19 protein-coding genes and 1 pseudogene are annotated in these 24506 nt (G+C 70.5%); 14 read left to right on the forward strand and 6 right to left on the reverse strand.

Annotated elements, in window-relative coordinates:
- Window positions 1-32: 32 nt before the first annotated feature.
- Both ACFYWY_RS12730 and ACFYWY_RS12735 read left to right on the forward strand, forming a co-directional pair.
- On the forward strand, window positions 33-2615 hold the full coding sequence (locus ACFYWY_RS12730) for a SpoIIE family protein phosphatase (protein ID WP_389184054.1): 2583 nt from the start codon (window positions 33-35) through the stop codon (window positions 2613-2615).
- Window positions 2612-5050, forward strand: coding sequence for a SpoIIE family protein phosphatase (locus ACFYWY_RS12735; protein WP_389184056.1), 2439 nt, complete (start codon window positions 2612-2614; stop codon window positions 5048-5050). Before ACFYWY_RS12730 ends, ACFYWY_RS12735 begins: the two co-directional genes overlap by 4 nt.
- Before the next feature lie 4 nt (window positions 5051-5054).
- Here the strand turns inward: ACFYWY_RS12735 and ACFYWY_RS12740 are convergent, their stop codons facing one another.
- Complete coding sequence (locus ACFYWY_RS12740) at window positions 5055-6173, reverse strand: sulfite oxidase (protein ID WP_389184058.1); 1119 nt, start codon at window positions 6171-6173, stop codon at window positions 5055-5057.
- Between the two features lie 160 nt (window positions 6174-6333).
- Between ACFYWY_RS12740 and ACFYWY_RS12745 the strand changes: the two genes are divergently transcribed.
- The 3 genes from ACFYWY_RS12745 (at window position 6334) to ACFYWY_RS12755 (ending at window position 10177) form a co-directional block, all read left to right on the forward strand.
- A complete protein-coding gene (locus ACFYWY_RS12745; RefSeq protein WP_389184061.1) occupies window positions 6334-6810 on the forward strand; it encodes an SPW repeat protein in 477 nt (158 codons plus the stop codon).
- Window positions 6811-7323: 513 nt separating this feature from the next.
- Window positions 7324-8766, forward strand: coding sequence for an acyl-CoA synthetase (locus ACFYWY_RS12750; protein ID WP_389184064.1), 1443 nt, complete (start codon window positions 7324-7326; stop codon window positions 8764-8766).
- The gene (locus ACFYWY_RS12755; protein WP_389184067.1) at window positions 8759-10177 is read left to right on the forward strand and encodes a carboxyl transferase domain-containing protein; all 1419 of its coding nucleotides are present in this window, start codon (window positions 8759-8761) and stop codon (window positions 10175-10177) included. The genes ACFYWY_RS12750 and ACFYWY_RS12755 overlap by 8 nt, the downstream gene beginning before the upstream one ends.
- 47 nt (window positions 10178-10224) lie before the next feature.
- On the opposite strand, the gene ACFYWY_RS12760 is transcribed toward ACFYWY_RS12755, so the two are convergent.
- Together ACFYWY_RS12760 and ACFYWY_RS12765 are read right to left on the reverse strand one after the other, a co-directional pair.
- Window positions 10225-11025, reverse strand: a complete 801-nt coding sequence (locus ACFYWY_RS12760) for a TIGR03943 family putative permease subunit (RefSeq protein WP_389184069.1) — start codon at window positions 11023-11025, stop codon at window positions 10225-10227.
- A complete protein-coding gene (locus tag ACFYWY_RS12765; RefSeq protein ID WP_389184072.1) occupies window positions 11022-12062 on the reverse strand; it encodes a permease in 1041 nt (346 codons plus the stop codon). Before ACFYWY_RS12765 ends, ACFYWY_RS12760 begins: the two co-directional genes overlap by 4 nt.
- A gap of 199 nt (window positions 12063-12261) precedes the next feature.
- Here ACFYWY_RS12765 and ACFYWY_RS12770 point away from each other — a divergent pair, with 199 nt between their 5' ends.
- Window positions 12262-12558: a hypothetical protein gene (locus ACFYWY_RS12770; RefSeq protein ID WP_389184075.1), complete on the forward strand. Its 297-nt coding sequence runs from the start codon at window positions 12262-12264 to the stop codon at window positions 12556-12558.
- 33 nt (window positions 12559-12591) lie between these two features.
- A pseudogene (locus ACFYWY_RS12775) lies at window positions 12592-12726 on the forward strand (alpha/beta fold hydrolase); the annotation flags it as partial.
- Window positions 12727-12872: 146 nt separating this feature from the next.
- Here the strand turns inward: ACFYWY_RS12775 and ACFYWY_RS12780 are convergent.
- Window positions 12873-13349, reverse strand: coding sequence for a Dps family protein (locus tag ACFYWY_RS12780; protein ID WP_389184078.1), 477 nt, complete (start codon window positions 13347-13349; stop codon window positions 12873-12875).
- Between the two features lie 348 nt (window positions 13350-13697).
- Here ACFYWY_RS12780 and ACFYWY_RS12785 point away from each other — a divergent pair, with 348 nt between their 5' ends.
- Window positions 13698-14123 carry a CBS domain-containing protein gene (locus tag ACFYWY_RS12785; RefSeq protein WP_389184081.1) on the forward strand — a complete coding sequence of 142 codons (426 nt, stop codon included), beginning with the start codon at window positions 13698-13700 and terminating at the stop codon, window positions 14121-14123.
- 4 nt (window positions 14124-14127) lie between these two features.
- The gene (locus ACFYWY_RS12790) at window positions 14128-14664 is read left to right on the forward strand and encodes a type 1 glutamine amidotransferase domain-containing protein (RefSeq protein WP_389184084.1); all 537 of its coding nucleotides are present in this window, start codon (window positions 14128-14130) and stop codon (window positions 14662-14664) included.
- A 77-nt stretch (window positions 14665-14741) separates the two neighbouring features.
- On the opposite strand, the gene ACFYWY_RS12795 is transcribed toward ACFYWY_RS12790, so the two are convergent.
- On the reverse strand, window positions 14742-14993 hold the full coding sequence (locus tag ACFYWY_RS12795; protein WP_389184087.1) for a DUF6158 family protein: 252 nt from the start codon (window positions 14991-14993) through the stop codon (window positions 14742-14744).
- A gap of 98 nt (window positions 14994-15091) precedes the next feature.
- On the opposite strand from ACFYWY_RS12795, the gene ACFYWY_RS12800 reads away from it, so the two are divergent.
- The 3 genes from ACFYWY_RS12800 to ACFYWY_RS12810 are packed head-to-tail and all read left to right on the forward strand — an operon-like array spanning window position 15092 to window position 17992.
- Window positions 15092-16243 (forward strand): hypothetical protein, encoded by a 1152-nt coding sequence (locus ACFYWY_RS12800; protein WP_389184090.1) that lies wholly within the window; start codon window positions 15092-15094, stop codon window positions 16241-16243.
- On the forward strand, window positions 16240-16413 hold the full coding sequence (locus ACFYWY_RS12805) for a hypothetical protein (protein ID WP_389184093.1): 174 nt from the start codon (window positions 16240-16242) through the stop codon (window positions 16411-16413). The genes ACFYWY_RS12800 and ACFYWY_RS12805 overlap by 4 nt, the downstream gene beginning before the upstream one ends.
- 28 nt (window positions 16414-16441) lie before the next feature.
- Window positions 16442-17992, forward strand: a complete 1551-nt coding sequence (locus tag ACFYWY_RS12810) for an FAD-dependent oxidoreductase (protein ID WP_389184095.1) — start codon at window positions 16442-16444, stop codon at window positions 17990-17992.
- Window positions 17993-18002: 10 nt separating this feature from the next.
- Here the strand turns inward: ACFYWY_RS12810 and ACFYWY_RS12815 are convergent, their stop codons facing one another.
- Window positions 18003-21305: a GH92 family glycosyl hydrolase gene (locus tag ACFYWY_RS12815; RefSeq protein WP_389184098.1), complete on the reverse strand. Its 3303-nt coding sequence runs from the start codon at window positions 21303-21305 to the stop codon at window positions 18003-18005.
- Between the two features lie 613 nt (window positions 21306-21918).
- Between ACFYWY_RS12815 and ACFYWY_RS12820 the strand changes: the two genes are divergently transcribed.
- Complete coding sequence (locus ACFYWY_RS12820; RefSeq protein WP_389184101.1) at window positions 21919-22875, forward strand: hypothetical protein; 957 nt, start codon at window positions 21919-21921, stop codon at window positions 22873-22875.
- 147 nt (window positions 22876-23022) lie between these two features.
- Complete coding sequence (locus tag ACFYWY_RS12825; protein WP_389184104.1) at window positions 23023-24474, forward strand: amino acid permease; 1452 nt, start codon at window positions 23023-23025, stop codon at window positions 24472-24474.
- The last annotated feature ends 32 nt before the right edge of the window (window positions 24475-24506 follow it).

Consider the following 24506-nt stretch of genomic DNA (forward strand, 5'->3'; position numbering starts at 1 on the left):
CCGCTGGCCGACAGTGCGGGCGGGTCATAGAGATGCGCGGCACGGCCGCGGGGGAGCATGCTGGCTGTGTGAACTGGTACGGGGCGGCCGGGAACGCACCGCCGAGCGAGCGCGGTCCGACGCCCGGAACACCGAACACCACCGGCCGAGTTCCGGACGAACTGGCCCTGGTGCTCGCACAGGCCGCCGTCAGCGCGATCGAATCGGTCGGCGGGTACGCAGGTGCCATCTATCTGCGCTCCCGGACGCAGGGGCTGCTCCGCCTCGCCGTGCTCGCCGGGTTGCCCGCCCGGCTCTTCCGTCCCTGGTGGCGCATGCATGTGAACCGTCCGTTCCCGGTGGCAGAGGCCCACCGATCGGGCCAGGCCATCCATCTCGCCGACGCAGAGGAAGCCATGCGCCGCTTCCCGCAGCTGATGGCGGGCATGCCGTACCCCTTCGGCTCCCTGTACGAGCCGGTCGTCGGCGACCGCGAGAAGTACGGGGTGCTCGTCGTGCTGCGCCGGGCCACTCCCGGAAGACCGGTCAGCCAGAGTGACCGCCGTCGGCTGAAAGTCGCCGCAAGGCGGCTCGGCGGCATCCTCGCGGAGCTGGGCGCCGACGGACCGCTCATCGAGTGGGACGGTGAACCGGTCTCTGTCCAGCTGCCCGCGGGCAGCACGCCGCCTGTGCGCATCGGTCACTTCGACTGGGACCTCGACAGTGGCTCCGTATCCGCCGACGCGGAACTGTGCGCGATCCTGGGCACCGACCCCGCGGGCTTCCCCGGCACCATTGAGGTGCTTGCGGAGCGGCTGGCACCGGAGGACGTGTACGGACTGTGGGCGATCGCCCGGCAGGCGGTGGAGTCGGGTCGGCCGGTGGCGCGCAGGATGCGGCTGCGAGGCCCCGACGGCCGACCGCACCTGCTGGAGATCTCGGGCCGCGCGCTCCCGCAGTCCGACGGCCCCGGCAGCCATCTGAACGGCTTCCTCGTGGACCTCGGCATCGGGCCGATCGCCGCCGAAGCCACCGACCGGCTCCCGAAATGCATCTTCTCGCTCGACCGTCTCGGCCGGATCGTCCACATCAACCAAAGCGCGGAGACCCTGCTCGGCCACGCCCGGTCCGCGCTGGCCGGGCGCGTCCTGTGGGAGGCGCTGCCGTGGTTCGGGCACCCCGGCCACGAGGACCACTTCCGAGCCGCACTGATCTCCCACGAGCCCGTCCACTTCATGGCCCAGAGCGCGTCCAAGCAGTGGATGTCGGTCGCGCTCTACCCCGGCCACGACGGAGTGACCCTCACTGTCGCCGAGGAGGAACAGCCCGTGCCCACGCCGGAGTCCGCCGTCCTGCCGGGCGTGGGACTCGGCTCCGCGGCCGACCGCGCCTCCGCGCTGTACCGCCCGGTCGCCCTGGCCATCGCGCTGACCGAGGCCGTCACCGCCCGCCAGGTGTCCGCCGTGGTCACGGAGGAACTGCTGCCCGCGTTCGGCGGCCGGCAGCTGGCGATCTACCTCCTGAACGAGCGACATCTCTATCTCGCCTGGGAGACCGGTTTCCCGCAGGGCTTCCTCGACCGCTTCGACGGCGTCGGGCTCGACGCCCGGCTGCCCGGCGTTGAGACCCTCACCTCCGGCCGCCCCATCTTCTTCGAGTCCATGGAAAGCCTGGCCGCCGCCTACCCCGGCATCCCCATGGACGCCAACGTCGGCGCCAGGGCCTTCCTGCCGCTGATCGCATCCGGACGCCCCGTCGGCTCCTGCATCCTGGGCTTCGACCAGCCGCGCGGCTTCAGCCCCGAAGAGCGCACCGTCCTCACCGCGCTGGCCGGACTCATCGCGCAGGCCCTCCAGCGAGCCCAGCGCTACGACACCGAGGCCGCCCTCGCCCGCGGCCTGCAGGACGCCCTGCTGCCGCACCGGCTGCCCGTGGTCGAACACGTGGACACCGTCGGGCGGTACCTCCCCGGCACCCAGGGCATGGACGTCGGAGGCGACTGGTACGACGTCGTCGAGACCGGCCGGGGGCTGGCCCTGGCCATCGGAGACGTACAGGGACACGGCGTCGCCGCCGCCGCCACCATGGGCCAACTGCGCAGTGCCGTACGCGCCTTCGCCCTCAGCGGGCATGATCCGCAGGAGGTGATGACCGGCACCAACCGGCTGCTCATCGACCTCGATCCCGGCCAGTTCGCCAGCTGCTGCTACATCGTCCTGGACCCGGCATCCGGCTTGGCCCACGCCGTGCGGGCCGGGCACCCACAGCCCCTGCTGCGACACGTCGACGGCCGCACCGAGGTCCTGGACCTCCCTGGCGGCGTCGTGCTCGGCGTCGACGCCGGCGCGGCGTACCCCGTCGCCGAACTGCGGCTCGCGCGGGGCGAGGTTCTGGCGCTGTACACCGACGGACTGGTCGAGCAGCCGGGAAGCGACATCGACCTCGGCATCGACCAGCTGTGCAGCACACTCGCCGAAGCCGGCCCGTCCCCTCTCGCCGAGACGGCGGACCGCCTCATCCGCGAGGCCCGGCACGCCACCGACCGGCCCGACGACATCGCACTGCTGCTCGCCGCCCGCTGGGCCGAGGCCTCAGGAGCACACGGGCCCCGGGCCGGAGCGAGGCGGGTGCCATGAGCACACTGAACGCAGCCGAGGATCGCGGCTTCCGCGGCCCCCTCGACGTCACGAGAGCGGCCACGGCCGTGCTGGACGCCCACGGCACCGTCGTCGGCTGGAGCCCCACGGCCGAGGAACTGCTGGGCTACCCGCCGCATGAAGTGCTCGGGCACCCGATCGGCGCCCTGGTGGTGCACCCCGCGGCCGGGCATAGCACGGCCGCGGACCTTCCGGGCGCCCCGTTCTCCCGCCGGCAGGTGCTGCCCATGCGGCACCGGGACGGCCGTACCCTCCGCGTGGCCACCGCGGTGCTTCCGCTGGCCTACACGGGAGCCGGGCCCGCCCGGCTGCTCAGCCTGGCCGACGCGGACGAGACCGAACAGTGGGAGGCCCTGCAGGCGATGCTCCGCGGCCTGGCCACGCAGTCACCGGTGGGCCTGGCCATCTACGACACGCGGCTGCGGGTGGTGTGGACCAACTTCGCCCTGCTCCAGGAGATGGGCAACTCGCAGTACGAAGGCATGGGCCCGGACGACATGGTGACCCACGGCGAGGTCCTGTCCCCGCGGTATCCGGCGACGCTGGAGGAGATCATGCGGCGGGTGCTCACCACCGGCGAGCCCGTCATCGAACTCCACTACCGGGGCCGCCCGCCCGTGGACCCGGACCACGACCACGTCTGGTCGTGCTCCTACTACCGGCTGCAGGACGCCGGGTCCTCCTCGCTGGGCGTGTGCGAGGAGACGGTGGACATCACCGCCCGCTATCTCGCGCAGCAGCGACTGGACCTGCTGGTCCGGGCGGGCGGACAGGTGGGGACCACCCTGGACATGGGCCGCACGGCGCAGGAGCTCTCCGCTGTCACCGTCCCGCAGTTCGCCGACGCGGTCACGGTCGACCTCCTGGAGGAAGTCCTTGGCGGCGATCAGCCCACGTCGGGCAGTGAGCCGAAAAGCGTGGTCCGGGTGTGGGGAGCGCCGGGAGAGGAGGCGCCGGGAGAGGAGCGGGCGGGCCCGAACGAAGCCGGGACCGCCCGGCGGATCGACTTCCCGCCGGACTCGCCCCAGGCCCGCAGCCTCGCCTCGGGACGGTCCGTAGTGGAACGCCGGGTGCTCACACAGGCAGGTGCCGGGCGACCGCCGCCGAGCTCGCTGCTGGTCGTGCCCCTGCGTGCCGAGGGCGCCACGCTGGGAGTGGTCACCTTTGCGCGGGACAGCCACCCCGACCCGTTCGACACCGGTGAGCTGGCGGTCGCCGACGAGCTGGTCGCCCGGACCGCCGTATGCATCGACAACGCCCGCCGCTTCACCCGTGAGCACGCCGCCGCCCTCATGCTTCAGCGCAGCCTGCTTCCGCAGACGCTGCCGCAGCTCACCGCCCTCGAAATGGCGTACCGCTATCTGCCCGCGGACAGCAAGGCCGGCGTCGGCGGCGACTGGTTCGATGTCATCGCCCTGCCCGGCGCGCGGGTCGGTCTGGTCGTGGGCGATGTGGTCGGCCACGGTCTGCGCGCCGCGGCCACCATGGGCCGGCTGCGCACGAGCGTACGTGTGCTCGCCCGCCTCGACCTCGCGCCCGAGGAGCTCCTCGCGCGCCTGGACGACCTGATCGGGCAGACCGCCGACGAGCAGGCCGCCGCCCTCATCGACAGCGACAGCGCGACCGACCACGACGGGCTCGGGGTGACGTGCCTCTACGCCGTTTACGACCCGGTGTCCGGACTCTGCAGAATGGGGCGCGCCGGCCATATCCTCCCTGCCGTCGTCGACCCGGCAACAGGCTCGGTCACCTTCCCCGACCTGCCCGCGGGCCCGCCCCTCGGCCTCGGAGGCCTGCCCTTCGAGAGCGCGGAACTGAAACTGCCCGAAGGCAGCCTCGTCGCCCTGTTCACCGACGGCCTGGTCCGCGGCCGCGGCCGGGACTTCGACACCGAATTCGACCGGCTCCGCGCCGTCCTCACCGACCACCGCCGCCCGCTGGAGGAACTGTGCGACAGCGCTGTTGAGAGGCTTCTGCCCGGTTCCGTGGACGACGACGCCGCGCTGCTGCTCGTACGCACGCGCACGCTGGACCGTCACCAGGTGGCCGAGTGGGAGCTGGCGCCCGACCCGGAGGAGGTCGGCCGGGCCCGAGCCGCGGTCGCCGAGCAGGTCGGAGAGTGGGGCCTCGACGACGAACTCGTGTTCACCACCGAGCTGGTGGTGAGCGAGCTCGTCACCAATGCCGTGCGGTACGCCGCCGGCCCGATTCAGCTGCGGATCATCCGCGACCAGACGCTCATCTGCGAAGTCTCCGACACAGGATCCACCTCACCCCATCTGCGTCACGCCGGCAGCGACGACGAAGGCGGCCGGGGTCTCTTCCTCATCGCGCAGATGACCATGCGGTGGGGCTCGCGGCACACCACCGAGGGCAAGACGATCTGGGCCGAGCAGGCGCTGCCGCCGTCGTGAAGAGCTAGTCGTTCTCCAGACACAGTACGGAGATCCGCTGGACCAGGTTGTTGGCGAAGCCGCCGCGGTTCCACGGCTGGGTGAGGGGCTGAGTACGGCCATCGGCGTCGGTGGCGCGGACGCTGAGCACATGGCTGCCCGGCGCGGCGGTCCACGAGGACTGCCAGCGCCGCCAGGCCCAACGGTGCCCGTCCGGCGGGGCGAGTTCGGCCTCGCTCCAGGAACCGCCGCCGTCGGTGCTCACCTCCACCCTCGTCACCATGGCGTGCCCGGACCAGGCCCGGCCCTCCAGCGGCACCTCACCGGGGCGTACGACGCGGGCCCGGGACATGAAGTCGGGGAACCCGGGCGGGATCATCAGGGCTCGCGGCGCGATCCGGGTGACAGGCTCGCCGGGATCGTCGGCCTGCTGCCGGTAGCGGTAAGCCACCCTCTGCTGGAAGCCGGTGAACGGGGTGTCGGTGAGGGCGATGTCGCGCAGCCACTTCACGTGCGCCATGCCGTACCAGCCGGGGACGATCAGCCGCAGCGGACTGCCGTGCTGCGGCGGCAGGGGACCTCCATTCATCGAGTAGGCCACCAGCACCTCCGGATCGTCGCTCATGGCCAGAGGCAACGGCAGACTGCGCCGGTAGTCCTGCTCGACACCGCGCTCGACGCCGTGGTCGGCTCCGCTGAATACCGCCTCGACGGCATCCGCACCCGCCCCGGCCTCGGCGAGCAGGGCGCGCAGCGGCACCCCGGTCCACTCGGCCGTGCCGACCGCCTCGACCAGCCAGGGCTGGCTCACCGGGCGCGGCGAGAGCAGGGCCCGGCCGTTGCCCGCGCACTCCATCGTCACGCGCTGGGTCGCCGCCGGGAAGGACCGCAGCGTCGCCATGTCCAGCGTCAGCGGAGTGCGCACCCGGCCGCTGACGGTCAGTTCCCACCCGTCGGCGTCGGCCGCGGGGATGTCGTAGTGGACCAGGACGTAGTGCAGTCCGGCAGGGGTGAGGTCATAGCGCATGGCCTCCAGCGGCAGCCCGTGATTGCGGGCCGCGAGGGCCAGTTCGTCCAGGCCGATGCCCTCGTCTCGTGCCGCGACGCGCCCTGGTGCACTGATGTCACCGATGCGTCCGTCCATGCCCCCATGGTGCTCTTCCCGCCAGGTCCGGGCACCCGCGGAGCGGCCGGAGAAGCACCGGCCAAATGTGCTTGTGCGCACCGGTTGACTGGGGTGCCGGAGGAAGCGTTATATCAGAGTTAAAGGGCAGATAAAGGCTTCTGAATGGAGGCGGCCCGCAATGACCACCCATCCGAGCATCGAGCAACACCCCGATCTGGCCGAGATGCGCTCCCGGTTCGAACGGGCGACCACCACCCCCCGTGCCCAGGCGATCGAGACACTGGCCCTGCTGACCGGCCTGTACCTGGCAGCATCGCCGTGGATAGTCGGCTTCAACGGCCTCACCACGCTGGCCGTGTGCAACCTGATCACCGGCGCCGCCTATGTGCTGTGCATGGGCGGGTTCGGCTCGGCATACGAGCGGACACACGCCATGGCCTGGTGCGCGATAGCCATCGGAGCATGGACGATCATCTCTCCGTGGGTCGTCGTCGGTAACGTCGACACGACTCGGACCATCGTCAACAACATCATCGTCGGCGCCGTGGCTCTGCTGCTCGGCCTGGCCATGGCCGCCATGGACGTCGGCGCACCCCGTCGCGTCCGGGCCCGCGCAGGCGCTCGCGGTGACGCGGGCATCTCCCCGATGCGCTGACGCGCACGCACGGAAGGCACTGATCACATCGACTCGTTCCGGATCACAGGTTGAGAGGCGGTGGGGTGCGGACGCCGCGCCCCACCGTGATGTGCTCGCGATGGATGACGTGGACGTGCTCCCGGAGCCGGAACTGCCGGCCGCGGTCCGCCAAGGTGACCCGGCGGCCTTGGAGGAGACCCGGAGTTGCGCTACTTGCGGCGGGACAGCGTGGAGCTCGCCTTCGTAGCGGCCTTGCGGCGCGCCCGGAAGATGGACGGGCTGGGAGCGGGCCCATGTACCGGCACTGCGGAAACTCCTCGCCGACGACGCCGGGTTCGCCATGCCGCCGCTGCCCGCCTGGTTCGACGGCTGGGGGCACGTCGGACGACCGGCGCTGGTCGTGGTCGGGTACGCACCCGGCGACCGGGCGTCGTAGCCGGTTTTCACCCAGCGGACGGGGTACGGAGGGATCATCGTGATGCCGGGCCTCGGACGACCGGTCAGACTCGCCGACAGCAAGGAGTACGACGCGTGTCCCTCTTCTTCCCCGCCCTCGCCGCCCGGTCACCGCTGCCCGCCCTCAGGTTCGGCGACCGGTCTCTGACCCACGCCGAACTGGCCGCGGCGGCAGGCTCGCTGTCCGCCCGGATCACCGATGCGCGCAGGGTCGCGGTCTGGGCGACGCCCACCCTGGAGACGGCGGTGGGCGTGGTGGCCGCGCTGCTTGCGGGTGTGCCCGCCGTACCGCTCAACCCGAAGACCGGCGAGCGCGAGCTGGCGCACATCGTCGGGGACAGTGCGCCGTCACTCGTACTGGCGGAGCCGGGGGCCGAACTGCCCCCGGCTCTGAGCGCCTTGCCGCGTACGGACATCGAGACCACCGCGGCGCGCGCATCGCTGCCGCCGGAGCCGTCCGCCGATGCCCCCGCCCTCATCGTCTACACCTCGGGCACCACGGGCCCGCCCAAGGGTGCCGTGCTGCCGCGCCGCGCGATCATCTCCACCCTGGACGCCCTCGAGGACGCCTGGCAGTGGACCTCCGACGACGTCCTCGTCCACGGCCTTCCGCTCTTCCACGTCCATGGACTGATCCTCGGCATCCTCGGCCCGCTGCGCCGCGGCGGCTCGGTGCGGCATCTGGGACGGTTCAGCACGGAAGGCGTGGCACGCGAGCTGGAGTCGGGCGCGACGATGCTGTTCGGCGTGCCGACGATGTATCACCGGATCGCCGAGGCGCTTCCCGGCGATCCGCGGCTCGCGAAGGCCCTGGCCGGAGCCCGGCTGCTGGTCTCCGGCTCGGCCGCGCTGCCCGTGCACGACCACGAGCGGATCGCGGCGGCTACCGGCCGCACGGTCATCGAGCGTTACGGCATGACCGAGACACTCATGCTGTGCTCGACCCGGTGGACACCCCCGGACCCCCGGCAGTCCGTCCGGGCCGGCGGCGAGCCGCGTCCCGGCACGGTCGGCCTGCCCCTCAAGGGAGTTGAGCTGCGGCTGGTCGACGAGAGCGACGGCATCGGCGAGATCCAGGTGCGCGGACCGAACCTCTTCACGGAGTATCTGAACCGGCCCGACGCGACCGCGGCGGCCTTCGACGGGGGCTGGTTCCGTACGGGGGACATGGCGAGCCTCGACGCCGACGGGTATGTCCGGATCGTCGGCCGAAAGGCCACCGACCTCATCAAGAGCGGCGGCTACAAGATCGGCGCGGGCGAGATCGAGAACGCGCTGCTCGACCACCCCGGCGTACGGGAGGCGGCGGTGACGGGGGAGCCGGACGCGGACCTGGGCGAGCGGATCGTCGCCTGGATCGTGCCGGCCGACCCGTCCGGGCCACCCGCGCCCGAGGAGTTGTCCGCGCATGTCGCAGCGCAGCTCGCCCCGCACAAACGCCCACGCGACGTGCGTTTTCTCGACGCCCTGCCGCGCAACGACATGGGTAAGGTCATGAAGCGGGCCCTCCATGGCTGACCCCCTCACGGCCCGCGATGCCATAGCCCGGGTGACGTCCGCCTTCACCGAACTTCCCGTTCCCGAGGGCATGTCCGCCCCCGACGGCCCCATCGCCTGGCAGCGATACGACGAGCAGCGTGCCCGCGCCGCGAAACGCACAGGCGAACACGAGTCCGTCGTCTGCGGCAGCGGCCCGGTCGGGGCCACCGAAGCGGTGCTGATCTCCTTCGAGTTCGGCTTCCTGGGCGGATCGCTGGGCGAGCGGACCGGCGACCGGCTGGAGGCGGCGCACACGCATGCGCGAGAGCGACGGCTGCCCGTCGTCTCGCTGATCGCCACCGGCGGCAGCCGGATGCAGGAGGGGATGCGCGCCCTGACCCAACTCCAGCGCGTGGCACGGCAGTCCGCACTGACCCGCGCGGCGGGGCTGGCGCAGGTCGCCGTGGTGCGCGACCCGACCACGGGCGGCGGCTGGGCCACGCTGGGCGCGGGCGCGGACGTGATCCTTGCGCTGCCCGGCGCCCAGATCGGCTTCGCCGGCTCGCGCGTACGCCCGCCGGACGCGGATCCATACGCCTACACGACCGAGGCGCAATGGGCGGCGGGCCATGTCGACGCGGTGGTGCGGCAGGAGGAGCTGCCCAGGACGCTGGAACGATGGCTGAGGCTGCTGGCGGGCGGCTCCTCGACGCCGCTGCCCGCCGCCGCGGATGCCGCCGGGCGGCCGTCGGCCGCGGCCGACGCGGCCGAGTCCGGCCACTTCCTCCGGCCCGCGCCGCCGCCCCGGGCCCTGGGCCGTGCCGGACTCCCCGCCACCGGCTGGGACGCGGTGTTCCAGGCCCGTTCCCCCGGCCGCCCCCATGCCGCCGCCTATCTCGACGCGTACTTCGAGACCCGCGAGTCGATCAACGGCGACCGCTGCGGAGGCGCCGACCGCGGGATGCTCTGCGGCTTCGGCCTGCGCGAGGGCCGGACCATCGCCTACGCCGCCCAGTGCGGCACCCCCACACTCCCGGCCGGCTACCGCACCGCGGCCCGGTTGATCCGCCTCGCCGACCGGTTGTCCGTCCCGGTGCTCACCCTGATCGATACACCAGGCGCCGCCAATGACGCCGACGCGGAACGCGCGGGAGCGGGCGCCGCCATAGCGGACCTGTTCGGCGCCGTGGCCACCGCCCGCGTGCCGGTCACCAGCCTGCTGATCGGCGAGGGCGGCTCCGGCGGCGCACTCGCGCTCGCGGCACCCCACAACACCTGGGTCACGCCGGACAGTTACTTCTCCGTCATCGCTCCGGAGCTGGCCGCCGCGATCCTCAAACGCGGGCCCGAGGCGACTCGTGCGACGGCCGACCAGCTTCGCCTGCGCCCGCAGGACCTCGTGGACCTGGGCATCGCTCGCGGCATCGTGCCCCCGGCGGCCCCGGCCTGAAGCACGAACAGGGGGAGCGGTCGGTGGGGCTCGACGTTGCCGTTCACTCAACCGGCCTGTGACTGAGCGGAGTCGGTGAGCGGAGCCCGGTCCAGGTAAGGGTTGGGAGGCTGTGGGGTCCGCTGAAGAGAGGTCACGTCGAGGGCGAGGCCCGCGGAGGGTGTGCCCAGCGTGCCGTCCGGGTGCCAGGTGCCGGTGACCTTCACCCAGGTGTCGGCAGGAGGCGCCTTCACGCCGTGCATGGTGACCGTCAGGGACTGGGAGTCCGCGGCGCAACAGGCCACCAGCAGCCGGGTCAGATCCCATGTGCCGTTGGTGCCGGGTGTGACGAAGCCTGAAAGAAGTACGCTGCGCCCCTCGAGGCTCTGCCTCTGGTCCTGCTGCGCCCGGGCGATGAACTCCGTCAGCGAGAGCGGCGCCGGATCGCGCGACGGCAGGGGTTCGAAACGTGAATAGTCCTCGACGACTTTGGCGTTGTCGCGCGCGGCGGTGTACGAGCCCAGTGCCGGCGGTGCGAAGAACAGCAGGGCGAGCGTGGGCAGGAGTAACAGCCAGGCGATGCGCGGACCGTGGCTGTGATCGTGTCCGTGCCCGTCATGTCCCCGCCCGTCCTGTACGTGCGTGGCTTCGCTGTGGTGCGCGTCGCCCGAGCGGCGCCTCTCGGGGAACGGGAGTCCGTCGCGTACCGCGCCGACAATGCCGAGACCGACCAGGGCGATGCCGGAGACGATGAGAAAGGGCTGGAGACCTTCCTTGACGTAGCGCAGACAGATGTCGCTGAACAGGGAGACGCGCAGCACCCCTGCCCCCGTGAGCAGGAGCAGCGCCGCCTGGACGGTCCGCTTCACAGTAGCCACCACCCGGTGAGCGCGCTGCACACGACTGCCGTCACGGCCGTGGCCGTTGAGAACCGTACGGCGAAGGCCCGGCCGAAGGTCCCCGCCTGCAGAGCGATCAACTTGAGGTCGACCATGGGGCCCACCACCATGAACGCCAGCCGGGCGGTGGGGGAGAAGCCGGTCAGTGAGGCGGCCACGAAAGCGTCCGCCTCCGAGCAGACGGCCAGGACGACGGCCAGCCCGGCGAGGAAGAGCACGGACAGCCAGGCCGACCCGGAGAAGGTCTCCAGTACCGAGCGCGGCACGGTGACGTTGAATGTCGCAGCCGCCATGGCACCGAGCACCAGGAACCCGCCGGCGTGCAGGAAGTCATGCTGGAAGCCCAGCCGGAACTCCTCCAACCGGCTGTTCCCGGCCTGATGGCCGGTATGCCGGGGCGGCATCCGCAGCCAGTCCGAGCGCCCGAGTTTCAGCCACAGCCAGCCCATGGCGGCGGACGTGGCCAACGAGGCGATCAGCCGGGCGGCGACCATCTCCGGACTGCCGGGGAACGCCACGGCCGTGGACGCCAGCACGATCGGATTCACGGCGGGCGCGGAGAGGAGGAACGCGAAGGCGGCCGCCGGTGTGACGCCGCGCCGGATCAGGCTCCCCGCGACCGGCACCGACGCGCATTCGCAGCCCGGCAGCACGACACCGGCCGCACTCGCCACCGGCACCGCGAGCGCAGGGTTGCGCGGCAGCATCCGGCTGAACGCATGGGCCGGTACGAACGCGTTGACGGCGCCGGAGATCAGCGTGCCCAGCAAGAGGAACGGCAGAGCCTGCACGGCGATGGCCACGCAGATCGTCTGCCACGCCCGGAAGCCGGGGTGCGTCAGCCACTCGTCGGCGCCGGACAGTAGGCCGAGCGCGACGAGGAGAAGCAGGCAGAGTGCGCAGGCGACGACGGCAGAGGGGCCACGGCGGTGATACGCGTAGTGCCGGATCGGGGCAACGGTCTGTTCGCTCTGCGGTCGGTCCGTCAGTTCTTCCGTATTGTGCATGTCTGCTCCGGTTGTCCGTGACAGAGCATCACGATAATCAGGACTTCGAGCTGAACCGGGCACGCTGAGACGCGAACATACGACCGGGTGATCCCTGGCGTGTTAGCCGCTGCGGCACGTCTCGCCGGCAAGGAGAATTGAGCCAATGGCGCAAAACGTACGTCCGCTGCTGGGCTCAGAAAGGCAACCGGGGAATCTCATGACTACTGCACACGCCCCCCATCCCAACCACGTGCACCAGCACAATGCGGGCTGCGGCCATGTCGCGATCCCGCATGGGGACCACGTGGACTACTCCCACGACGGGCACCTCCACCGGGTCCACGACGACCATGTGGACGAGTGCGAGGCCGGCGGGCACACCACTCACGGCGACCACGCGCACCAGCACGGCGAGGGATGCGGACACGTGGCGGTGCCCCATGGGGACCACGTCGACTATGTGCACGACGGTCACCGGCACGCTGACCACGAAGGGCACTGGGACGACCACTGAGGCGCAAGTGTCGCGCACGCGGGCGAACAGAGCGGCCGGCCGCTGAACGCCGATGCCTGGGACAACCAGCTGCGCCTCGTCGCGGAGAACGGCTTCCGCGCCATCGCCCACGACCGGCGTGGACACGGCCGCTCCGGTCAGCCCTGGCAGGGCAACGACATGGACACCTAAGCCGACGACCTGGCCCAAGCTGATCGAGCACCTCCGCCTCAATGGCGTCGTTGCTTACGAGCAGGCCTTCACCAAGGACCTGATCGCCTTCCTCAAGGGGCTGAGCGACTTCGCAGCCTCCGGACGGCGGCTGCTGACGCTCGTCAGAGCGGCGAGTTCTCCGCCTGGAACATCCAGCGCTGCTTCTCCAGCGAGGCCGTGATCTGGATGAGCAGGTCCTGGGTCACCAGGTCGGACTCCTCCGTCGCGGCGATCCGCTGGCGCAGCCGTACGACCGCTTCGCCCAACGCCTCGACCAGCAGAGACACCACTTCGGTGTCCTGCAGCCAGCCCTCCTTGGTCTCGGACACCGAACCGGTCTCTGCGACCGTCCCGACGCGCCCGTCCGGGGAGATGCCCAGTGCCGACGCGCGCTCCGCGACGGTGTCCGCGTAGGAGCGTGCCGTGGCGACCACTTCGTCGAGCTGGAGGTGGATGCTGCGGAAACGCGGTCCCACGATGTTCCAGTGCGCCTGCTTGGCCATCAGCGAGAGCCCGAGCAGGTCGACGAGCGTGCCCTGAAGCGCGTCCCCGGTGACCTGACGTGCAGGTTCGGGAAGGGTGCTCTTCATAACAGTCATGCCGCTCTTCTCCTTCTGTCGTGCTGTCGTGCTTCGTGTCGTGCTCCGTACGGAGCTGGCGGGTGCCCCGCAGCCGTCGGGGGAAACGGACGGCCCGACGAACCGAGCCTCGTGCGCACGCACAAACGCCTCGGGCGCGGACCGCCGTCCGCGCCCGAGGCTCTGTGCTTCATCCCATGGCCGCTCGGCCGGTTCATCGAGTCCCCGGCCCCGGAGCTTTCAAACCGGGAGCCTTGAGATCTTCTGTTGTTTCCGGAGGCATGGGACAGCCTGCCCGGGGTACTTCAGGCGGGGTCTCACAGTCTCCGACCGAAGGGCCGGAAAGCCAGGGAGAGCGGGCGAGCAGCCATGGCACAGTTCGTGAGGGAAGTCATGACGTTCGGAGTGGTGGCGGTACGGCCCGACGCTTCGTTGGTCGAAGCGGCCCGGCTGATGCGCGCCCAGGACATCGGAGACGTACTGGTCGCCGACGGAGACCGGCTGGTCGGAGTGATCACCGACCGCGACATCGCTGTGCGGGTGATCGCGGACGGCAACGACCCGCTGACCGTCAGCGTCGGCTCGGTGTGCACGCGCGACCCGGTGTGCGTCAGTCCCGACGACGGGATCGCGGCCGCGGCCAGACTGATGCGCAGCCGTGCGGTGCGCCGGCTGCCTGTGGTGGAGGACGGCCGACCGGTCGGCGTGGTCAGCATCGGAGATCTGGCTGTCTCCGAGAACCCGGACTCGGCGCTCGCCGAGATCAGCCTCGCAAACCCGAACAATGAGGGGTGATCGCATGTTGGTCGCATTTCTGACGGCACCCGAAGGCGTGGAGCAGATCGAACTCACCGATCCGTGGGAGGCGGTCACCGACACCGGAGACACGCCCCGGCTGATCTCGACCGGGTCCGGCCGGGTGCAGGCCTTCAAGCACCTCGACAAGGCGGACACCTTCCCGGTCGACCTGACGGTCGCCGACACCACCGTGGACGAGTACGGCGGCCTCGTGCTGCCCGGCGGCGTGGCCAACCCCGACGCGCTGCGTATGGACGAGCGGGCGGTGGCGTTCGTACGAGAGTTTTTCGAGGCGGGCAAGCCGGTGGCGGCGATCTGCCATGCTCCCTGGACGCTCGTCGAAGCGGATGTGGTGCGGGGCCGGACGCTGACCTCGTGGCCCAGCCTGCGCACCGACATCCGCAACGCCGGAGGCGAGTGGGTCGACGAGCAGGTGAGGATCTGCGATGCCGGTCCGAACGTTCTGATCACCAGCCGGAAGCCGGCCGACCTCAAGGCGTTCAACGCGGCGTTCACCGCGGAGTTCGCGAAGAGCTGACGGCTCGGCGACCGGCCATCTGTGTCGGACGGGATACGGCGGGGTCGGACGGGATACGGCGGGCGGGCCGCCACCCTTCACTCCTCCTCCTCCCGCGCGCGGGCACCCGCCCGCGTCCTGCCCGGCGACACCGGACGCTGCGGATGACGGCGCAGATATTCACCCTCCAACTGGGCCATCCGGATGTTGTGGGCACTGAGCGCGGCAGGCGAACCGTGCAGCAACGTGTCGTGCCGACTCCGGTGGATGGTTTCGAGCTCGCGCAGCAAATCATGATCGTCGAGACGGGTCGGGTCGATTCCCTGACCCGGGTTTTCAGTCGCTGACATGGGGCTGTCCTCTCTCCGTTCCGGCGGAGGCGCTGTGTGACTCATGACCTTCCGGGTACCCGCAGGGACGCAGTACCCGGCCACTCCGGGAGGAATCCATGCAACTCGCATTTCTCGCGCCTCTCTATGAGCGTCCCGGTCCCTGGGCCAGCGTTCACCTCGACACCGCCTGGACCGACGAGTCCACTCCTTCCCGCCGTGAGTTCCAGGTGACAGAGGCATGCCGGGAACTGGCCGTACAAGGGGCCGACGAGGCCACCAGCCGCGCGGTGTACGAGGCGCTCACCGCGTGGCCGCACGACCCGGGAGAGTCCGGCCGGGCGGTCTTCGCCACGGGCGGCGAGGTCGTCCTCGATCCACCACTGGCCCATCGGCCGCCGGCCGCCTCGGACGTCTCATGGTCGGCGCTTCCGCGCGTCGCCCCGCTGCTGGACCTCGCCGTGCAGGAACCGGTCTGCCTCGTCGCGTACATCGATCGCACGGGCGCGGACCTGGAGCTGCGCAGCCCACTGGGCAGCCGGGCCGTCGGGCAGGCCCAGGGCAAGCGGTGGCCCATCCACCGCACCACGATCTCCCACTGGTCCGCGGGCCGGCACCAGCGCAGCCTGGAGCGCACCTGGCGTTCCTGGGACACCTGGGATCCCAACGCGGACGAGATCGCGGCGGCGATCGCAGCGAACCAGGAGGACTGCGGTGCCGACCTGGTCGTTCTGGCGGGCGGATTGCGCGAGCGGCGCGCCGTCCACAATCGCCTGCCCGTCGCACTGCGCCCACGCGTCGTCGAAACGGACCACGGCGGCCGTGCCGAGGGCTCACCCGCCCGGCTGCTCGACGAGGATGTGGAGCGGTCCCGCCAGGACCATCTGAACCGGCGCACCGAAGAGGAGCTGGATCGCTTCCGGGCCGCCCCCGCCGCCACGGCCGAGGGCATACCGGCTCTGGTCGACGCGGCACGCGAGCACCGGATCGCCGAGCTGTTCATCCGGCCCGAGGGCTCGGACGCGCACCACGAAGTCTGGGTGGGCAAAGAGCCCGAGCAACTGGCGGTAGGCCGTGCGGACCTGCAGTACCTGGGCGAACCGCACCCCTCGTCGGCGCGCGCGGACGACGCGCTGCTGCGCTGTGCGGCGGTGACCGGCGCGGAGGCACTCCGGGTGCCGTCGCGGGGACACGACGACGTCCCGGCCGGCGGCCTGGGGGCGCTGCTGCACCGGCCGTACGACGACAGGGGGCGGGGAGTGCGGTCGTGATGACCACCGCGTACGGACACTTCCTGTCCAGCGAGGGGTTCGCGTCGGCCGAGCTGTTGTCACAGGCGAGGTGGGCCGAGCAGGCCGGGCTCGATGTGCTCGCGATCTCGGACCACCACCCCGACTTCTACCGCACCGGCGTCCTGCCCCGCCTTCGCGGTGACACCTGACGACAGACCCCCCGGAGGGCGAGGAGACATGGCTGAACAGCGCACGACTGTTGACGAGTCGTACTGGATGACCACGACACCAGGCACGGGCTATCCGCCCCTCGGCGTGGACGCGACCGCGGACGTGGCCGTCATCGGAGCGGGCATCGCCGGCCTCTGCACCGCCTGGGACCTGGTCCGGGCAGGCCTGGACGTCGTCGTTCTGGAGGCCGACCGGATCGCCGCAGGCGTGACCGGCTACACAACGGCCAAGCTCACCGCCCTGCACGGGCTGGGCTATGCGCGGCTGGAGGCGAAGCACGGCGCCGACGACGCCGCGCTGTACGCGCTCTCCCAGCAGGACGCGGTCGACCGGACAGCCGCCCTCTGCTCCGACCTCGGCATCGACGCCGACCTGGAGCGCGCCCCCGCCCACACGTATGTGGAGGATCCGCGGCGAGCGGACGAGATCAAGGCCGAGGCGGAGGCCGCCGGGCGGGCAGGGCTCGCCGCGTCGTACGTGACCGAGACGGAACTGCCCTTCCCGGTGGCGGCCGCGGTGCGCGTCGAGGGGCAACTCCAGTTCCACCCGCGGAAGTTCCTGCTGGCCCTGGCCGAGAGGATCACGGACGCGGGAGGCCGCATCCATGAGCGCACCCGCGTCACCAAGCTCCACGACGGCAGCCGCTGCCGCTTGACCACCGAGAACGGGGCGTCGGTGGAGGCGCGCGACGCGGTCATCGCGACGCACTATCCGGTCTTCGACCGCACCATGCTCTTCACCCGGCTCAAGCCCCGGCGCGAACTGGTGGTCGCGGCACCGGTGCCGGCCGAAGCAGCCCCCACCGGCATGTACTTCAGCCCGGAGGACACGGTGCGGTCCGTGCGGAGTGCGCCCTACGACGCAACGCGGCGGCTGCTGATCGTCACCGGGGAGTCGTTCGAACCGGGAGCGGGCGAGGTGAAGGAACGGTTCGCGCGCCTCGACGCCTGGGCGCGGCAGCGGCTGCCCGGCTTCTCCGACGCGGACATGGCCTATCGGTGGGCGGCGCAGGACAACGACTCGAGCGACCATCTGCCGTACGTCGGACATGCCCATCCGGGGACCCAACACGTCTTTGTGGCCACGGGCTTCGGCGGCTGGGGTATGAGCAACGGCGTGATGGCGGGCCGGTTGCTCACGGCCCACATCGCGGGCGGCGGCCGGCCGGCGTGGACCGACCTGTACGACCCGCGAAGGCTGCCCCCGGTGCGTGAGACAGTCCAGCTCGCCCGGTTCCAGACCGCTGTCGCCAAACACTTCGTCGGTGACCGGCTGCACACCAGCCATGTCGACTCGGTGACCGACATCCCGCCCGGCAGCGGAGCCGTCGTGCGGCTGGAGGGACGGCGGTGCGCCGTCTACCGCGACGAGGCGGGATACGCCACTGCGCTCTCCGCACGCTGTACGCACCTCGGCTGCCTGGTGCAGTTCAACGATGCCGAGCGGGCCTGGGAATGCCCCTGCCACGGTTCCCGCTTCGGCACGGACGGATCGGTCCTGCACGGCCCGGCCACCCGTCCCCTGGAGCCTCGTGAGGTGCCGGGCCCCGACGACTAGGAGGAGTTCATCACCTCAGCGTGATCGCGTACACCTCAACTCGCGGGTCGGCCGGCAGCGTCAAGGAACGCACTGTCTTCGCCGCGTCGAGCTGCGCCGTGTCACCGAACAGCCGCACCGAGGGACCGTCGATGCCCTGCCCGTCCTTGATGCGGTGCGGCATGTCGAGGACCACTGTGCTGCCGGACGGTGTCGAACCGGCCCAGTCGCCGATCGTGACCGGTACGTCCCCGCTGCTGCCGTCCGTGTAGCGGACGGTCAGCGTGGTGGTGACCGGCCCGTTGTGGGAGGCGGCTACCAGGTGCAGGGAGGAGCGGGCGGCCGCGGGAAGAAGCAGCGCCTGGCCGCGGGCCTCGATGAAGTTCGACGCCGTCCCCGCCGGGTCGGGCACGTCGTACGTGACGCCGTTCCAGGTGACGGCCCCGGCCTTCGGCAGCAGATCGGCGTCGTAACTCCAGCCCATGCCGTCGAAGTCGCCTTCGCCGGACCGGTCCTTCGTGGCTGTGCCGTCATGGTTAAGGGCACCCGCCAGGTCCACGGCGCATTCGTCCGTCCCGCTGCCGCCCGCGCACCTCGCCGCGGCCTTCACCTCCACCGTGGCCGTACGGACGACCGCCGGGATGCCCTCGGCCGCGGCCGTCACCCGGACCGGGTACGAGCCGACCGCGGTGCCCGCCGGAACTGTCACCGCGAGCGGGACCGTCGTCTGCACCGGCATCCGGCGGGACTTGAGCGTGACGGACGAGGGCGCCTTCACGGCCCACCCGGCCGGAGCCTTCGCCGCGACGGACACCCGCACATCGCCCGGCGACTGGGCCAGGACGTCCACCGCGAGATGCGCGGTCTGCGCGGCGTCGCTCGTCGGTACCGCGTCCGAGGCGGTGCGCAGCGACGCGTCGAGGCGCCGGCGCCGGTCGGCTCCGGCCGCCGCGTTGACGGACGGCGGCTCGGCGCTCTTGTCCGTGCCCCACGCGGACGGTTCGGTCCCCAGCCGGTGGGCCAGCCGCCCGCCGTGCGCGATCGCCTCCCAGTCCAGCCAAGTGGCGGTTATTTCCTTGCCGTTGAGGCCCACCGACTGGACATAGCGCCGGTCGTCGCTCGCGCCGGGGGCGGTGATGTTCAGCGTGCCGCCCTGCTGGCGGCCGTACTGCCCGATCCGGACGGTCGCCGACTCGAACTGCGGGCTGGACAGGGCCAGGAAGTCCGCGCCGCTCATCGTCGGATACAGACCGAGCGACGAGAAGACGTACCAGGCAGACATCGTGCCCAGATCGTCGTTGCCGGTCATGCCGTCCGGGCCGTTGGTGAAGAGCGTCATCGCCGCCCGTGTGACGGTCGCGGTCTTCGCGGGCGCGCCCGCCCACAGATACATGTACGGGGCGTGCAGATCCGGCTCGTTGTTGGGGTTGTAGGTGGGCTTGCCGTAGTAGTCGTAGGGCTGTGAGATCCAGTCCCTGCGCGCGGTGCCCGCGGGGTCCGTGAGCAGCTTGTCGTGGACGAAGAAGGAATCGAGCCGCCTCTCTGCGGCCTTCCTGCCACCCATCAGACCGACGAGACCGGCCGGGTCCTGGGGCACCAGCCACTGGTACTGGTGGGCGCCGCCCTCGTGGAACTGGTGGCCCGCCTCGACCGGGTCGTACGGCGTCACCCAGGTGCCCTGCGTCGTACGGGGGCGGAACTGGCCGATCGAGGAGTCCCACAGGTTGCGGTACCACTGACCGCGCGCGGCGAGCATCCTGGCGTCCGCCCGACGACCGAGCCCCTCGGCCATCAGGGCCAGCGAGGCGTCGGCGGCCGCGTACTCCAGGGTGGCCGACGCCGGGTGGTTGCAGTCGTTGTCGCCGCCCTTGTCGGCGCAGTCCTCACCCGTGCCGAGCCCCGAGGGGATGTAGCCGCGCTCGCTGTAGAAGTCCACGCCCGAGCGGCCGTTGTACGGGGAGTCCGCGGGCGGGGTGCTGGTGGCGTTCTTCTTCAGCAGCGCGTACGCCTCTTCCTCATGCCCGGCCAACAGCCCCTTCGACCAGGCCTCGACGAGGAACGGAGTCACCGGGTCACCGGTCATGATGTTGGTCTCGCTGTTGGCGAGCGCCCAGCGGGGCAGCCAGCCGCCGTCCCTGCCGATCGCGACGACGGACAGCGCGACATCGCGGGCGACGCCGGGCTCCAGCAGTTCCAGGAGCTGGTTCTGCGGCCGGTAGGTGTCCCACAGGGAGAGGTTCTGGTACGGCGTGAAGCCCTCGGCCGTGTGCGGCTTCCGGTCGAAGCCCATGTACCGGCCGTCCACGTCGCCTGCCAGGTTCGGGTGCAACTGCGCGTGGTAGAGCGCGGTGTAGAAGGCGCTCTGCCGGTCCCGTGAACCGCCGCCGATCCGGATCGAGCCGAGCTGCTCCTCCCAGGTGCGGTGCAGTGCCGCACGGGTGGCGTCGAAGTCGTACGAATCCTTCGTCTCCGCCGCCAGGTTCTTCCGGGCCCCTTCCACACCGGTGTAGGACAGGCCGACCTTGACCACGACGTCCTTGTCGGCGCCGGCGTCGAAGGTCACCCAGGCGCCGTTGCCGCCCTCGCCCGCGGCATCTCGGCTGCCGGGCTCGGGGGTCGAACCGCGCCATGTGCCATGGGTCTTGAAGGGCCGGTCGAAGGTGGCCGTGAAGTAGACGGTGTGGTCGTCCTTGCCGGCGCAGAAGGTGCCGGCGTGCACCCGGCCCTCGACGGTGCGGTCGCCGACGACGTGCACCTCGGAGTCGTGGACCTGCTGATTGGCCTTGCCGGTGTTGAACAGGACATTGGCGGCGCCGGTGGACGGGAAGGTGTAGCGCTGCCAGCCGGTGCGCCGCGTCGCGGTCAGCTCCGCGTCGATGCCGTACGTCTTCAGGCCCACCCGGTAGTAGCCGGGTTCGGCCTTCTCGTCGTCGTGCGAGTACTCCGAGCGGTAGTCGTCGGGGTTCACCCGGTCGACCGCGCCGGTGGTGGGCATCATCGGCAACTCACCCGCGACGCCGCAGCCGACGCCGGAGAGATGGGTCTGGCTGAAGCCGTGGATCTTGTTCTGTTGATAGTCGTAGCCGCCCTGGCCACCGGTGTCGGGACTGACCTGGACCATGCCGAAGGGGGCGCTCGCGCCGGGGAAGGTGTTGCCGAAGTTCTGTGTGCCGACAAAGGGGTTGACCAGGTCGGTCGCGTCGGTCGTGTCGGCGACGGGGGAGGGCTCGGCGCCGGCGGTCCCGGCGGCCGGGCCCGTCAGACCGCCGGCCAGCAGGACGACGACCACCAGCCGTGCCGCTCTCGTACTTATCCAACCGGCTGTCCGTCGCATGTGCGCACCCCTTGCTGACAACGTTGTCCGACCTGGGCTCGGGAAAGATGTCATGGCCGTGCAAAGCCTGTCAACGGCCCCGTCACGAGCCGCTCTCCGCGGCCGAGCCGTCAAGGAGTGAGTGCGGCCTCGCCGGGCGCGCAGGCTGGAACGGCGAGGAGCAGCGGTATCTGCCGGTGAACGTGACTGTGCCGTCGTCGGTGATCTGCCCGCGGGGTCGATCGTGGCGGCGTCGGGGCCGTCGAATTGCGCGCTTGCGCCGCCGGGGTCAGTACTGTCGCAAGGTGACGGTGATGCATGCGGAGAACCCCGCCCGAACGGCAGGTCATCTTCCATCATTCAACCAACCCGGGAATCCGCCTGGATGTCTCCCGAGGAAAGGCATATGCCAAACGCGCCTTGCCGAGATGCGGTATGGAAAAGCCTCGCCGACTGAAGTCCGGTTGCGCCTAAATGAGTGGGAACCAGATATTCCGGACCACTGTTTTCGCTACCACTTGATGGTGAGTAGGGTGTGCTCGCTGCCGGTGGATCTATGGACGGGATCCGGCTGAATTCTGCCTGGCCGGAATGTGTGCATGGGTCGTGTCGACTGCGGGAACGGGAGGGGTTCGTGGCTGCTGGCTCGTTCGAGGGGCAGTATGTGTGGCATCCGGCTGCCGATGACCGCCAGTTGGCCCGAGCCTGCATCGATGTGAAGGCGGGCCGGTACCTCGGCGCGCACGAAGCACTCAAGGACGCGCGCGGAGATTTCGAGGTGCGCGCCCACCGGTCGCTGGTGCTGGCCTCCGAAGCGGCGGACTCCGATCTGGCCGAGCGCTGGCTGGCCGAGGAGCCGGGCCCCGAGGCGGCCCTGCTCTGGGCGCGGGTCGCGATGCTCCGGGCCTTACGGATGGCCGATGCCCATGACCGGCGGGCAGGCACTCTCGCAGGCATCGCACAGACGGCGTGCGAGCGGGCGGCGCAGCTGCTGCCCGACGACCCCACCCCATGGGTGGCCCAATTGGCGCTGTCCCGGCTTCGTCGGCCCCGGGACCCCGCGCCGCAGGGGCTGCTGACCGCGCCGCCCGGCCCCTGGCAGCTGTTTGCGCACATCCTCCGGCTCGACCCATGGCACCGCGAGGCGCACCACCGGTTTCTGGCGTTCTTCTTCACCCGCCACGGCGGAACGGCGAGCGCGCGATGGGACGTCGCCTCGTTCCTGAGCCACCGGGCGCCGGCCTCCTCACCGCTGCGGCTGCTGCCGCTGGTCGCCCTTGTCGAGGACTATGACTCCTCCGCGCTCCTTGCCGACCGCACCTGGGAGCAGTCCCAGTGGCTGACAACGGCCATCAGCAGCTACAACAACTGGTTTCCCGGAGTTGCCGGTTATCGATTCACCCCCGTCCTCGACCTGTCGTATCTGGCGCATGCGCTGTACATGGCGAAGCGCGAATTCGAGGCGCGGGAAGTATTCACGGCGATGGGTCCGTATGCCTCCCGAATGCCCTGGAGCGCGTTCGGCGCCCCCGAGGAGCAGTTGACCAAAGCGAGACGGTCGTGCGGGCTCCCCACCCCCAGCGCCGCCTGATTCACCATTGATGTCCCCTTTCACCCACCGTCCCCACGCCCCATCAGAAAGGTTGCGGTTGTGTCCGAGCGCACGTCTCTCACTCGCTCGAAAACCGGTCGCCACGCAGATCCCGTCACCCTCGACGACGACGCGACACTGCATGCCATGGGATACCCGCGGAAACTCACCCGTCGATTCCGCGCGTTCGACAATTTCGCCATCTCCTTCACCATCATCAACATTATCTCCGGAATCTTCTCGGCTTTCGGCTTCGGAATGGGAGCCGGCGGACCGCGGATTCTCATTTTCGGCTGGATAGGCGTATCGGTCATGGTGCTGTTCGTCGGCGCCGCGATGGGGGAGATCGCCTCCGCCTACCCGACGAGTGGCGCGCTGTACTTCTCCGCGGGCAAGCTCGCCAAGCGGCACCGCGGAGCCTGGTCCTGGTACACCGGCTGGCTGAACTTCGTCGGCCAGGTGGGCGGTACGGCCGCCACCGGCTACGCCGCCGCCACCTTCATCCAGGCGTTCATCGCGATGCAGTGGCCGAGCTACGAGGTGACGGCGCAGCGCACGGTCCTCATCACAGCGGTGATCCTGCTGATCCAGGCGCTGGCCAACACCTACACCGTGCAGTTGGTCGCCCTGGTGAACCGGATCTCCGTGTGGTGGCTGCTGATCGGCATGGTGGTGATCGTCGTCGCCCTGACCGTGGTGCCCGACCATCACCAGCCGGCGTCGTTCATGACGCACTTCGTGAACAACACCGGGTTCAGCAACGGCTTTTACGCCGCGATGCTGGGTCTGCTCGTGACCAGCTGGACCTTCACCGGCTTCGACGGCAGCTTCCACATGTCCGAGGAGACCGTGAAGGCGACCGTCAACACGCCGAGGGGCATCATGCGGGCCATCGCCTACTCCGCGGGCGCCGGTCTGATCCTCATGCTCGCTCTGGTGTACGCGATCCGGGATTACGCCGCCACCGCGAGCTCGGCCGCGCCGCCGGTGCAGATTCTCATCGATGCGCTTGGCATGGGCACCGCGAAGCTGCTCCTGCTGGTCGTGATCGGCGCCATGTTGTTCTGCGGCCTCGCCAACATGACGAGCAATACCCGCCAGATCTTCGCCTTCTCCCGCGACGGGGCGATGCCCGGCTCGCGTTGGTGGCATTCGGTGTCCCTGCGCACCCGTACGCCCGTCAAGGCGGTATGGCTCGCGGCGGCCTGCCCACTGGTGCTGATCATTCCGGCCTGGTGGTCCCACACCGCCTTCACCGCGATTGTGAGCGTCAATGTCGTCGGCCTCTACCTCGCCTACGGTGTGCCCATTTTCCTGCGGCTGCGGCTGAACGACTTCGAGCCCGGCCCATGGAACCTGGGGCGTTACGGCAAGCTGGTCGCTGGTGTCGCGGTGACCTGGATCGTGATCAGCAGTGTGCTGTTCATGCTGCCCCAGGTCTCTCCGATCACCGCCACCAAGTTCAACTACGCGCCGATCGCACTGGGGGTGGTACTCCTCATCGCCACGGTGTGGTGGTTCGCCACCGCCCGCCGCCGCTTCCAGGGGCCGGTCAGTTACGGCAGCCCCGACGAAGTCGCCGCCATGGACCTGATCTGACCGGCGCGGCAACGACCATCAGGCCGCTCGAC

It is taken from the genome of Streptomyces sp. NPDC002870 (assembly GCF_042888505.1).
GTDB lineage: Bacteria > Actinomycetota > Actinomycetes > Streptomycetales > Streptomycetaceae > Streptomyces.

Coding starts and splice junctions, on each gene's coding strand:
- ACFYWY_RS12730 (WP_389184054.1), top strand. CDS start 33: ATGCGCGGCACGGCCGCGGGGGAGCATGCTGGCTGTGTGAACTGGTAC.
- ACFYWY_RS12735 (WP_389184056.1), top strand. CDS start 2,612: ATGAGCACACTGAACGCAGCCGAGGATCGCGGCTTCCGCGGCCCCCTC.
- ACFYWY_RS12740 (WP_389184058.1), bottom strand. CDS start 6,173: ATGGACGGACGCATCGGTGACATCAGTGCACCAGGGCGCGTCGCGGCA.
- ACFYWY_RS12745 (WP_389184061.1), top strand. CDS start 6,334: ATGACCACCCATCCGAGCATCGAGCAACACCCCGATCTGGCCGAGATG.
- ACFYWY_RS12755 (WP_389184067.1), top strand. CDS start 8,759: ATGGCTGACCCCCTCACGGCCCGCGATGCCATAGCCCGGGTGACGTCC.
- ACFYWY_RS12765 (WP_389184072.1), bottom strand. CDS start 12,062: ATGCACAATACGGAAGAACTGACGGACCGACCGCAGAGCGAACAGACC.
- ACFYWY_RS12770 (WP_389184075.1), top strand. CDS start 12,262: ATGACTACTGCACACGCCCCCCATCCCAACCACGTGCACCAGCACAAT.
- ACFYWY_RS12780 (WP_389184078.1), bottom strand. CDS start 13,349: ATGACTGTTATGAAGAGCACCCTTCCCGAACCTGCACGTCAGGTCACC.
- ACFYWY_RS12785 (WP_389184081.1), top strand. CDS start 13,698: ATGGCACAGTTCGTGAGGGAAGTCATGACGTTCGGAGTGGTGGCGGTA.
- ACFYWY_RS12790 (WP_389184084.1), top strand. CDS start 14,128: ATGTTGGTCGCATTTCTGACGGCACCCGAAGGCGTGGAGCAGATCGAA.
- ACFYWY_RS12795 (WP_389184087.1), bottom strand. CDS start 14,993: ATGTCAGCGACTGAAAACCCGGGTCAGGGAATCGACCCGACCCGTCTC.
- ACFYWY_RS12800 (WP_389184090.1), top strand. CDS start 15,092: ATGCAACTCGCATTTCTCGCGCCTCTCTATGAGCGTCCCGGTCCCTGG.
- ACFYWY_RS12810 (WP_389184095.1), top strand. CDS start 16,442: ATGGCTGAACAGCGCACGACTGTTGACGAGTCGTACTGGATGACCACG.
- ACFYWY_RS12815 (WP_389184098.1), bottom strand. CDS start 21,305: ATGCGACGGACAGCCGGTTGGATAAGTACGAGAGCGGCACGGCTGGTG.
- ACFYWY_RS12825 (WP_389184104.1), top strand. CDS start 23,023: ATGGGATACCCGCGGAAACTCACCCGTCGATTCCGCGCGTTCGACAAT.